Origin of the sequence: Streptomyces sp. BA2 (assembly GCF_009769735.1) — a bacterium.
Lineage (GTDB): Bacteria > Actinomycetota > Actinomycetes > Streptomycetales > Streptomycetaceae > Streptomyces.
Genome location: NZ_WSRO01000002.1, coordinates 7287702 through 7300622, shown reverse-complemented (window position 1 = coordinate 7300622; position 12921 = coordinate 7287702). Strand labels below are relative to the sequence as shown.

Below are 12921 nucleotides of genomic sequence, written 5' to 3'. Positions count from 1 at the left end.
GGTGTCCACCGCGCGCTGCAATGCCTCCGCGTCCAGCGGCTGCTCGTCCGGGATCCGGAACGAGTTGATGTTGTGGTAGACATCCCGGTCCTCGCTCCGCGCGGCCAGCATCTCCACGACCATGCCGGTCTGGATCTGCGACAGCGGATAGGCATCCACCACGTCCCCGGGCAGAGCGGCACGGTCCTCGTCACCGATGAGCGCGAAGGGGGCAACCGCCTCCGTCACTTCGGCGGTCGACCGGCCCTCGACGAGAACAGCCAGCGCGGCGATCGTGCGGTGCTCGAAGATCTCCCGTACGTCGATGTCGTACCCGGCGGCCCGCAACGCCCCCACCAGGCGCACCACGCTGATCGAGTCACCGCCGACCTCGAAGAAACTGTCCTCGACGCCGACCTCGGCCACATCGAGGACCTCGCCCCACACCGCCGCCAACCGCTCCTCGGCAGGCGTACGGGGAGCGACGTGCCGGCCACCGGTGTAGGCGGCCTGGTCGGGGGCGGGCAAGGCACGGTGGTCGAGCTTGCCGTTGGTGGTAAGCGGGATCGCGTCGATGGCCACGAAGGCCGCCGGGACCATGTAGTCCGGCAGCGCAACGCTCAAGTGCTCGCGCAGTTCACCCACTTCTGTCGACCCGACCGTCATGCCCACGAGGTAGGCGACCAGGGACTTCTCTCCGGTCTGGCTCTCGCGCGCCACGACCACGGCGTCCTTGATCGCCGGGTGCTCACGCAGCCGGTTTTCGATCTCACCGAGCTCGATCCGATAACCACGGATCTTGACCTGCTTGTCGATACGACCGAGAGACTCCAGACTCCCGTCCGCGCGCCGCAGCGCCAGGTCACCACTGCGGTACAACCGCGAACCAGCCGGACCGAACGGGTCCGGCACGAACCGCTCGGCGGTCAGCTGCGGCCGCCCGAGGTACCCGCGTGACACCGCCGGACCGGAGACATAGATCTCCCCCGGAACTCCGATGGGCACCAACCGGCCCTGCGCGTCGAAGAGATGAATGACGGTATCGGCGAGCGGATACCCGACCGGGCTGAGCGCCAGGTGGGCCAGGTCCTCGCCGGTGATGCGGTGATAGGTCGAGTGGACCGTCGTCTCAGTGATCCCGTACATGTTCACCAGCGCCGGACGCTCGACACCGACACGGTCGGTCCAGGGACGCAGCTCGCTCAGATCCAGCCGCTCCCCCGCGAACACCACCGCACGCAGAGCGAGTTGACCGATCCGCGGATCGCCCTCCCCCGCAAGCGCCGTCAGCGACCGAAACGCCGTAGGCGTCTGACACAGAATCGTCGCCCGCTCCTGGACGAGCAGGTCCAGGAACTCATCCGGCGACCGCGTCACCTGCGCCGGCACCACCAGCAGCGTCCCACCGTGCAGGAGCGCACCCCACATCTCCCACACCGACACATCGAACGCGTACGAGTGGAACAACGGCCACACGTCATCGGCGCCGAACCCGAAGTGCTGCTCACTGCTGCTGAACAACCGCAGCACATTGGCGTGGCTGAGCCCGACGCCCTTCGGCTTGCCCGTCGAACCCGACGTATAGATCACGTAGATCAGATCGTCCGGCACACCCACGGTGACCGGCGCCACAGGCAGACACGCGTCGATCACAGCCCTGTCGTCGTCATCGTCGATCACCACCAGACGCCCGGTGAAGGAAGACAACCGGTCGACCAGGCTGCTCTGCGTCACCAGGATCGGCGCGGCCGCATCCTCCAGGATCGTCGCCAACCGCTCATCCGGATTAGCCGGATCCAACGGCAGATAGGCCGCACCCGACTTCAACACACCCAACAAAGACGGGATCAGATCAATCCCCCGCTCCAGCGAAAGCCCGACCAGAGTGTCGGGACCGGCTCCAAGGCCGACCAGGTGGTGGGCGATCTGATTGGCGCGCGCGTCCAGTTCGGCGTACGTCAGACGTTGGTCGCCGCAGGTGACGGCGGTGTGGTCGGGCGTACGGGCGGCCTGGGCGGCGAAGACCTCGTGCACCCGCCGATCGACCGGCACCTCGACCGCCCCACCGGCACCCCACTCACCCAGCAGACGCTCCTCCTCGCCCTCCGGCAGATGCACCGCACCCGCCTCACCCAGCGGATCAGCAGCCATCGCCTCCAGAACCCGCCGATACATCGAGGCAAGGCGCCGTACGTTCTCGCGGCTGACGACGTCCGTGGTGGTACCGAGGTTGAAGTGACCACCGGACGCGATCGCACTCAGGGCGAACTCGTTGACGCCGTCGCCGAGGTTGGCCTCGACGTCGACCGCCGCGCTGTCGACCTGGTGGAAGTCCTGGTAGTCGAAAAGGATGGTGAGCAGACGGTCGGCGGCGCCCGAGTCACGCTGGATGACGGGGAGCGGGTAGCGGCGGTGGGCCCAGATGCCCGCCTCCTGCGCGAACACCCGCTCGATGAAAGCCAGCCAGGTGCCCGAAGACGGCCGAGTCGACGGGAACGGCAGCGTGTTGAGGTGCATGCCCAAGACGCGCTCGGCATCCGGAGCCTCAAGACGGCCGTGATACACGACACCCGTGTGGAAGGCGTCCTCCCCCGTCACCATCGAAAGGACCTTCAGATGCGCCGCCAGCAACACACTCTTCAGCGAGGCACCGGCTCGTTCCGCCAGGCCGCGCAGGCCCGGCTCCAGGTCCGCGAAGGGCACGCGCGTCCAGTGCCGGTCGGTCGAACTGCCGTACTCATCCGCCCAATTCGCGGGCAGAGCCGTCGGTGCGGCATGGCCGACGACGTCGGACCAGAACGCGCGGGTCTCGGCAGACGCCAGGGTCGTGAGCTCGGCGGCGATGAAGTCGGCGTAGCGCACGGCGAGCGGGGCGGGTTCCGCGGCGCCGTCGCCGTTCTGGATGCGTCGGTAGGTGTCGAGCACCTCCGCAAGGAGGGAGTTCACGGTCCAGCCGTCGGTGACTGCGTGGCAGTGGCTGAGCGTCAGCCGCCAGGCGGTGTCGGACTCCACCTGCACGGCGAACCGCAGCAGAGGGGCGGCGGTCAGGTCGAACGGCTCGGATCGTTCGCGGGCCACGAACTCCCGGCCGAGCCGCTCCTGTTCCGTCGCGTCCATGCCGCGCCAGTCGTGGGCGGTGACCGGTACGTCGGCGGTGGCGTGCACAAGCTGCAGGGGCTGCGAGTAGCCGGTCATGGCGATGGAGGTGCGCAGGACGTCGTGCCTCTGGACGACCGAGCGCACGGCCTCGCGCAGTGTGTCCGCCGCGTACGGACGCTCGTCGGGGATCCGGAACGAGTTGATGTTGTAGTACAGGCCGCTGTCCGGACGGGCCAGCATCTCGACGAGCATGCCGGTCTGGATCTGCGACAGCGGATACGCGTCCACCACGTCCGCCGGCAGGGCGGCACGATCCTCGTCGTCGATGAGCGCGAAGGGTGCGACTGCCTCCGTCAGCGAGGCGCCCGTGTTCTGTCCCGCCATCACGAGGGCGAGTTCGGCAACGGTCCGGTGTTCGAACACGTCCTGTACGCCGATGTCGTAGCCGTCGGCGCGCAGCGCGCCGACGAGGCGGATGGCCCGGATGGAGTCACCGCCGAGGTCGAAGAAGCTGTCCTCGACGCCGACGCGGTCAAGCCCGAGTATCTTGCGCCAGACGGCAGCGAGCCGCTCCTCGTCCGTGGTGCGCGGAGCGATGTGCCGGCCGCTGGAGAAGGCGTCCTGGTCGGCGGCGGGCAGGGCGCGGTGGTCGATCTTGCCGCTGTTGGTGAGCGGGATCGCGTCGAGGGTCACGTAGGCCGCCGGGACCATGTACTCCGGCAGTGCCTCGCCCAGGTGCTCCCGCAGCGGGGCGGCTTCCGCCGTGCCGACGACGTATGCCACCAGGCTCTTGTCGCCGGCATCGTCCGCACGCGCCACGACCACGGCATCCGTCACAGCGGGGTGCTCGCGCAGGCGCGACTCGATCTCACCGAGCTCGATGCGATAGCCGCGCACCTTCACCTGACTGTCGATGCGACCCAGACACTCGTAGGTGCCGTCGGCCAGACGACGGGCCAGGTCACCCGTGCGGTACAACCGCGAACCAGACGGCCCATACGGGTTCGGGGCGAACTTCTCCGCCGTCAGCCCCGAACGGCCGTGATAGCCGTGCGCCAGACCGTCACCGGCGATGCACAGCTCGCCCGTGATCCCGTCCGGTACCGGCCTGCCCTGCGAATCCAGCACGTACAACTGGGTGTTGGCGAGCGGACCGCCGATCGAGACACCGTCCAGGACATCGGGAACATCCCAGAACGACGACCAGATCGTCGTCTCCGTCGGCCCGTACACATTCACCAGCCGCTGCACCCGCGTGATCAGCTCGCGCGCAAGACCGGCCGTGATCGGCTCTCCGCCGGTCAGGGCGGTCACGGCGTAGTTGTCGAATCCGGCCGCCAGCAGCAGCCGCCAGCCCGACGGGGTGGCCTGTACGTGCGTGACCCGGTGCCGGTCCATCAGCGCGATCAGCGCGGTGGCGTCCTTGACCTCGGTGTCGTCGGCCAGGACGACCCGGCCGCCGGTGATCAGCGGCAGGTGCAGCTCAAGACCCGAGATGTCGAACGAGATCGACGTCGACGCCAGCCACGCTCCGCGACGCCCGGTGCCAATGTCGTCCCGCACGGAGGCCAGGAGGTTGAACAGGGCGCGGTGGCTGATGACGACGCCCTTGGGCCGCCCGGTCGAACCGGACGTGTACAGGACGTAAGCCACCTGCTCCGGGTCCGCGGCAACGGACTCGAACGATGAGGGCAGAGCATCGATCTCCGCACGATGCGCGGCAAGGTAGTCATCCGTGACCACCAGCACAGCCCCGGCATCCTCGGCCATGTACGCGGCACGCTCAGTCGGCAGCGCAGGATCGATCGGCAGATACGCCGCCCCCACCTTCCACACCGCCAGCATGCCCACCAACACATCCGGCGTCCGATGCAGGGCAAGCCCCACCACACCGCCGGGCACGACACCCACACCCCGCAGATACTGAGCCAGCCGACTCGACCGCTCATCCAACTCCCGGTAGCTGACCCGCTGTTCGTGACACACGACCGCCACGGCATCGGGAGTCGCCGACGCCTGATCGACGAACGTCTCAAGGGTCAGCACGGTGCTGGTGCTGGTGGCTTCGGTGCGCCGGGACACAGGGGGGTGCTCCACTTCGGGTAGGTAGGCGGTGGTGGCGTCGCCGTCGGGATCGGCGGCCATGGCCTCCAGGACGAGCCGGTACATCGAAGCCAGCCGCTCGGCGCCCGCGCGGCCGAGGGCGCCGGTGTGCGTCTTGACGACGAGCCCGCCGCCCGTGGCCACGACGCTGAGCGCGAACTCGTTGAAGCCCGCGCCGAGTCCGGAGGCGACGTCGACCGAGTCGGTGTCGACCTGGTGGAAGTTCTGGAAGTCGAACATCACCGGGATCAGCCTGCGGCCGTCGCCGGTGTCACGCTGGATCGCGGGCAACGGGTAGCGGCGGTGGGCCCAGATCTCCGTCTCCTGACCGTGGACCCGCTCCACCAGCTCCAGCCAAGTACCCGAGGGCCGAGTCGAGGGGAACGGCAGGGTGTTCAGGTGCATGCCCAGCACCCGCTCCGAGCCCGACGCCTCCAGACGGCCGTGGTACACGACACCCGTGTGGAAGGCCTCGTCCGGCGTCAGCGCCGAAAGGACCTTCAGATGCGCCGCAAGCAGCACACTCTTCAGCGAGGTCCGCGCCCGCGTGGCCAGCCCACGCAGGCCCTGCTCCAGGTCCTGGAAGTCGACCCGCAGCCGCAGGGGCTCACTCGTCCCATCCGTCGCCGTGCGCCAAGCCTCCGGCAACGACAAGGGAGCGTGGCGTTCGACCAGGTCCTGCCAGAAGGCGCGGTCCTCATCGCCGTCCAGCGAGGCGAGTTCGGCGGCGACGAAGTCCGCGTACCGGACGGCCGGAACCTCGTGCGCCGGGGCCTCACCGCCGTCCCGCAGCTGCCGGTAGCAGGCAAGGAGCTCCATCACGAGGCTGTGGTAGCTCCAGCCGTCCGCGATGGCGTGGACGTACGTGAACGTGATCCGCCAGGCCTCGTCCGACTCGACATGCACGGCCATACGGATCAGCGGTGCGGCCGGCAGTTCGAACGCGGCAGCCTCCTGGGCGGCGACGAACGCCTCCAGCTCCCGCTGCCGCTCCTCGGGGCCCTGTCCCCGCATGTCCGCCACGACCAGCTCGATCTGCGCGCCGGAGTGCACCACCTGGAGCGGCTGCGCGTAGCGCACGAAGTCGATCGACGTACGCAGCATCTCGTGCCGCTGCGTGATGTGGTCGACGGCGGCGCGGAACGCCTCCGCGCAGAACGGCTGAACGTCGGGGATCCGGAAGGAGTTGATGTTCTGGTACGCCGACCTGCCCTGCTCCTGCGCCGCCAGCATCTCGACGAGCATGCCGGTCTGGATCTGCGACAGCGGATACGCGTCCACGACGTCCGCAGGCAGCAGGGCACGGTCCTCCTCGCCGATGAACGCGAAGGGGGACACCGTGCCGGCCTGCGAGACAGAGCTGTCCCCTGTCACATGGGTGGCCAACGCGGCGATGGTGCGGTGCTCGAAGACCGCGCGGACGTCGACGTCGTAACCGGCGGCGCGCAGGGCGCCGACCAGACGGACGGCCCGGATGGAGTCGCCGCCGAGGTCGAAGAAGCTGTCCTCCACCCCCACCTCGTCCTCTTCCAGGACGGTCGCCCAGATCGCGGCGAGCCGCTCCTCCGAGGGTGTGCGCGGGGCAGTTCCACGGGTTCCGGTGTACGCGCCCTGGTCAGGGACGGGCAGGGCACGATGGTCGACCTTGCCGCTGTTGGTCAGCGGGATCGCGTCGAGGGTCACGTACGCCGCCGGAACCATGTACTCCGGCAGCGCCTCGCCCAGGTGCTCCCGCAGCAAGGCCGCGTCCACGTCACCCACGACGTACGCCACCAGGCTCTTGTCCCCGGCCTCATCCGCACGCGCCACGACCACGGCATCCGCCACGGCAGGGTGCTCACGCAGGCGCGACTCGATCTCACCGAGCTCGATGCGATAGCCGCGCACCTTCACCTGACTGTCGATACGACCCAGACACTCGAAAGTGCCGTCCGGGAGGCAGCGGGCCAGGTCACCAGTTCGGTACAACCGCGAACCAGACGGCCCATACGGGTTCGGGACGAACTTCTCCGCCGTCAGCCCCGAACGGCCGTGATAACCGTGCGCCAGACCGTCACCGGCGATGCACAACTCACCGACGACGCCCGACGGGACCGACCGTCCCAGCGAATCCAGCACGTACAACTGGGTGTTGGCGAGCGGACCACCGATCGAGACCTGCGCGACGGATTCCGACACGTCCCAGAGCGACGACCAGATCGTGGTCTCCGTCGGGCCGTACACATTCACCAACCGGCCTACGCGCGAGCCGATTTCCCGAGCCAGCTCAGCGTTGACGGGTTCACCACCGGTCAACGCCACCACCGAGCGATCACTGAACCCGGCCGCCAGCAACAGCCGCCAGCCCGAGGGCGTCGCCTGCATATGGGTCACACCGTGCGCTTCCGCGAGCGCACGCAGCGCGGTGGCGTCCTTGACCTCGGTGTCACCGGCCAGAACGACCCGCCCGCCGGTGATCAGCGGCAGGTGCAGCTCAAGCCCGGAGATGTCGAACGAGATCGACGTCGACGCCAGCCAGACACCCGTGTGATCGACGCCGAGATGATCCCGCAAAGAGGCCAGCAGGTTGTGCAGCGCACGGTGGCTGATGACCACACCCTTGGGCCGCCCAGTCGAACCGGACGTGTACAGGACATAGGCCACCTGCTCCGGATCCACAGAGACCGCCTCAAAGGCAGCAGGCAGCCCATCGATGCCCTCACTGTGCGCGGCAAGGTAGTCATCCGTGACCACCAGCACAGCCCCGGCATCCTCCGCCATATACGCGGCACGCTCAGCCGGCAGCGCAGGATCAATCGGCAAATACGCCGCACCCAGCTTCCACACCGCCACCATGCTCACCAGCACATCCGGTGTCCGCCCAAGCGACAGACCCACCACAGCGCCCGGAACCACACCCGCATCCCGCAGATGCCGAGCCAGCCGACTCGACCGCTCCTCCAACTCCCCATACGTGACCCGCTGTTCACCACAGACCACAGCAGCCTCATCGGCCCGGACCGCCACCTGCCCCGCGAACAACTCCAGCGCATGCCCCGAGTTCCACTCGGTGAAGTCCGAGGCCCCCTCGAACTCCCCCTCAGGCAGACACACCACCCCGGCATCCCCCTCCGGGTCCGCCGCCATCGCCTCAAGCACCGACCGGTACATCGACCCCAGCCGCCGCAGGTTCTCCCCGCTGATCACATCCGTCGTGGAGCCCAGCTGAACAGCCCCGTCAGCAGCCACCACGTTCAGCGGGAACTCGTTGCCGCCGACGTCCCAGGACGCACCGCTGCCGTACCTCTCCGCACCGGCCGGGCGGAAGTCCTGGTGCTCGAAGAGCACGGAGACGAGCCGGTCGCCGATGCCGCAGTCGCGCTGGATCTCGGGAAGCGGGTAGCGGCGGTGGGCCCAGATGTCCGTCTCCTGAGCGTGGACCCGCTCCACCAGCTCCAGCCAAGTACCCGAGGGCCGAGTCGACGGGAACGGCAGGGTGTTGAGATGCATGCCCAGCACCCGCTCCGAACCCGGAGCCTCCAGACGGCCGTGGAAGACAACACCCGCGTGGAAAGCCTCGTCAGGCGTCAGCGCCGAAAGAACCTTCAGATGCGCCGCAAGGAGCACACTCTTCAGCGAAGTCCCGGCCGTCCGCGCCAGCTCCCGCAGGCGCCCTTCCAGATCCGCGAACGGAACCTGGAGACCGACCCGCTGCGCGCCGCTCCCGGCCGGATCACCCCACACCTCCGGCAGCCGCAACGGCGCGTGCGCCTCCGTCACCGTTCGCCAGAAGGCCCGGTCGTCCTCGCTCGCCACCGACTCCAGCTCGGCCGCGACGAAGTCCGCGTACCGCACGGAGGGCGCATCGTACTCCGGTGCCTCACCGCCGTCCCGCAACTGCCGGTAGCAGTCGAGGAGCTCTACAAGGAGCGTGTTGAGGGTCCAGCCCTCCGTCACCGCGTGGCAGTGGCTGAGCGTCAGGCACCAGCCGGTTTCGGACTCGATGTGTACGCCGAGCCGCAGCAGCGGGGCGGTGGCCAGGTCGAAGTGGCGGTCGCGTTCACCCCGTACGTACGTGGCGACGGCCTGTTCCCGCTCCGGTGCGCCGGCAGTCCGTACGTCGTGGATCTCGACGCCGAGGCGCGCCTCGGCATGGACGAGTTGCAGCGGCTGCGAGTGGCCGGACAGGTGCATCGACGTGCGCAGGACGTCATGGCGGGCGACGACCGTGTCCACGGCGGCCCGGAAGGCTTCCGGTGAGAACGGCTGCTCGTCGGGGACGCGGAAGGAGTTGACGTTGTGGTAAACGTCCTTCGTGTCGGGGCCCGCGGCCAGCATCTCGACGAGCATGCCGGTCTGGATCTGCGACAGCGGGTAGGCGTCCACCACGTCCACCGGCAGCAGCGCCCGGTCCGCCGCGTCGATCAGCGCGAACGGCGCCACCCGTGACACAAGTGACGCAAGTGACACAAGTGACACAAGTGACGCAAGCGAGCCCCGGCCCTCCGTCTCCTGGCCGCCCAGGAGTACGGCGAGGTCGGCGACCGTTCGGTGTTCGAAGACGTCGCGGACGGTGACGTCGTGGCCGGCCTCGCGCAGGGCGCCCACGAGGCGTACTGCCGCGATGGAGTCGCCGCCGAGTTCGAAGAAGCTGTCATCGACGCCGAGTTCGTCCAGGCCGAGGACGTCGGCCCAGACGCGGGCGAGGTGTTCCTCGGCCGGTGTGCGCGGTGCCGTGCCACGGTTCTCGGCCTGGGAGACCTGGTCGAGGGCGGCGAGCGCGCGGTGGTCGACCTTGCCGTTACGGGTCAGGGGGACGGCGTCGATGGCGATGTAGACCGTGGGGACCATGTAGTCGGGCAGGGCCGCCGACAGGTGGGCGCGCAGGGAGTGCTGGTCGGGGTCGGCGCCGTCGGCCGTGACGACGTAGGCGACCAGGCGCTCCACGCCGTGCGTCGTGCGCCGTACGGCGGCGATGGCCTCGGCGACGGTGGGGTGCATGCGCAGGCGGGCCTCGATCTCGCCCAGCTCGATGCGGTAGCCGCGCAGCTTGACCTGGTTGTCGATGCGGCCCAGGAAGTCGAGGGAGCCGTCGGGCAGGCGGCGGCCCAGGTCACCGGTGCGGTAGAGGCGGGAGCCTGCCGGGCCGAACGGGTCGGGGAGGAACTTCTCGGCGGTCAGGTCGGGGCGGCCGAGGTAGCCGCGGGCCAGTCCGTCGCCGGCGATGTAGACCTCGCCGGCAACCCCGGTGGGGGCGGGCCTGAGGTCGTCTGTGAGGACGTACATCGCGGAGTTGGGGATGGGGTCGCCGAGCGGGATCAGTTCGCCGTCGGGGAGCGTGTCGATCGGCTGGCCGGAGTTGCCGATGGTGATCTCCGTCGGGCCGTACTCGGTGGCGAGCCGGGTGCCCTGGGGTCCGGCGAGGGCGCGCCAGCGGGCGACCAGGTCGGTGGTGAAGCTGTCCCCTGCGGCGATGACGAGGCCTGCGAGGTCCCTGGCCTGGGCGGGGGTGAGCTGGTGGGTGAGCAGGTCGAGGTGGCCGGGGGTGAGCTTGATGAAGCTGAAGGGGGCGTGGGCGGCGAGCGTGCTGCCGAGGGCGGCCGTGTCGAGGTCGGTGGGCAGCAGGGTGACCGGCTGGCCGGTGATGAGGGGGGTGAAGAGGTCGGGGATGCCGAGGTCGAAGGCGATGGAGGAGAACAGCGGGGCGCCGCCGGTGCCCTGGGCGGCGTAGGAATCCACGGTCCAGGAGAGGTAGTTGGCCAGGCCTCGGTGGTGGATCATCACGCCCTTGGGGCGGCCGGTGGAGCCCGAGGTGTAGATGACGTAGGCCAGTTGGCGCGGGTCGGGGGAGGTGGCGGGAGGCGTGGTGGGCTGCTCGTCGATGAGCCAGGCGTCCTGGTCCAGGACAGTGAGGGTGCCGTGGTGGACGGCGGACAGGGTGGGCAGGTGGGCGCCGGTGGTGAGGACGAGTTCGGCGCGGGTGTCGGTGAGCATGTAGCCGAGGCGTTCGCTGGGGACGCTCGGGTCGAGGGGGAGGTAGGCGGCGGAGGCCTTCCAGATGCCGAGGAGAGCGGGCACCAGATGGACGTCGCGGTCCAGGCAGACGCCGACGAGGGTGTCGGGTCCGACGCCGTTCTCCAGCAGGTAGTGGGCCATCTGATTGGCCCGCTCCTCGACTTGGCGGTAGGTCAGCTCGCTGTCGCCCGCCCTGACCGCCACGGCATCGGGGGTGGCCGCGGCCTGCCGGGTGAACAGGTCCACGGTGCCGGTGTCGCCGCGGTCGATGCTCTCGCCCGCCGCCCATGCGCCCAGGGCCGCGCGTTCGCCGTCGGACAGCATCTCGGCGGTGGAGACCCGGGCATCGGGCGCTGCGGTGAGGCCGTCCAGGAGGCGGAGGTAGTGGCCTGCCATGCGGTCGGCGGTGGAGCGGTCGAACAGGGCGGTGGCGAAGAGCAGATGGGCGTCGAGCGGGCCGTCCGCGGCGTCGGCGACGTCGAGGGTGAGGTCGGTCTTGGCGGTGCGGTGGCCCGTCTCGGGCGTCACCGTCAGGCCGGGCAGCGCGAGGTCGGGGGCCTGCCGCTCGCGCAGGATGAAGTCCGCCTGGTAGAGCGGGGTGCGGGACAGGTCGCGCTCCGGCTGGAGTTCGTCCACGAGGGTGGCGAACGGCACGGCCTGGTGGTCGAAGGCGTCGAGGACCGTGGTGCGTCCTGCGGCGAGGAGCTCGGCGAACGTGGGGTCGCCAGCCCAACGGGCGCGGGCCACAAGCACGTTGATGCCGTAGCCGATGAGCTGCTGCAGCTCGGGGCGGCTTCGGCCGGAGACGGTCACGCCGACCGGGATGTCGGTGGCGCCGGTGTGGCGGGCCAGCATGAGCTGGTAGGCGGTGAGCAGGACGGTGAAGCGCGTGACGCCGTGGGTGCGGGCCACCTCACTGACGCGCCGGGCGAGGTCGGCGGGGACGCTGAAGGCGACGGCGTCGCCGTGCGGGTCCCGGCGTGCGGGGCGCGGCCGGTCGGTGGGCAGCTCGAGGACGGGCAGGTCGGCCAACTGCTCACGCCAGTACGCGAGATGGCCTTCCAGGGTTGCCCCGGTGAGCTCGCCGCGCTGCCAGGCCGCGTAGTCCGCGTACTGCACGGGCAGCGGGTCTGCGGTGTGGGGCGTGCCGGTGCTGTACGCGGTGTAGAAGGTGCCGAGTTCCTGGGCGAAGACACCCATCGACCAGGCGTCGCAAGCGATGTGGTGGAAGGTGACGACGAGCAGGTGCTCGTCGTCGCCGAGCCGGTAGAGGCGGGCCCGGACCGGCCACTCCCCTTCCAGGTCGAAGGGGCGGCCGGCGTCGGCCTCGGCGCGGGCGTGGGCCTCGGCGGCACTGGCGTCCGTGAGGTCGGCGACGGGCAGCTCGACGACGCCGGGTTCGTCGACGACCTGGACCGGCTCCCGCCCGGCCAGCGTGTAGCGGGTGCGCAGGATCTCGTGCCGCTCGACGATCCGGGTCAGGGCGGCCCGCAGCGCCTCGGCGTCGAGGGTGCCGTGCAGCCGCATCGCGAGCGGTACGGCGTACTCGGTGCTCGCGGGGTCCATGCGGTGCAGGAACCACAGCTGCTGCTGTCCGAACGACAGCGGCAGCTCACGATCCCGCGGGACGCGCGGGATCGGGGCCCGGCGTCCGCCCCGCCGGCCGGCCAGCCTGCTCCGCAGCAGCTCCTCCCGCAGTGCGTTCGCTTCCCGGTCGTTCGTGGACGGCGCGTCGCCGATGCTCAT

At 69.7% G+C, this 12921-nt stretch carries 1 protein-coding gene (cut by a window edge); it reads right to left on the bottom strand.

What is annotated here, in order from left to right; genetic code table 11:
• On the bottom strand, positions 1-12921 hold the start of the coding sequence (locus tag E5671_RS35465; RefSeq protein ID WP_160507934.1) for a non-ribosomal peptide synthase/polyketide synthase. Its footprint begins 18078 nt before the window's first position; 12921 of the gene's 30999 nt are visible here — the first part of the coding sequence; it begins with the start codon at positions 12919-12921; the stop codon falls past the left edge of the window.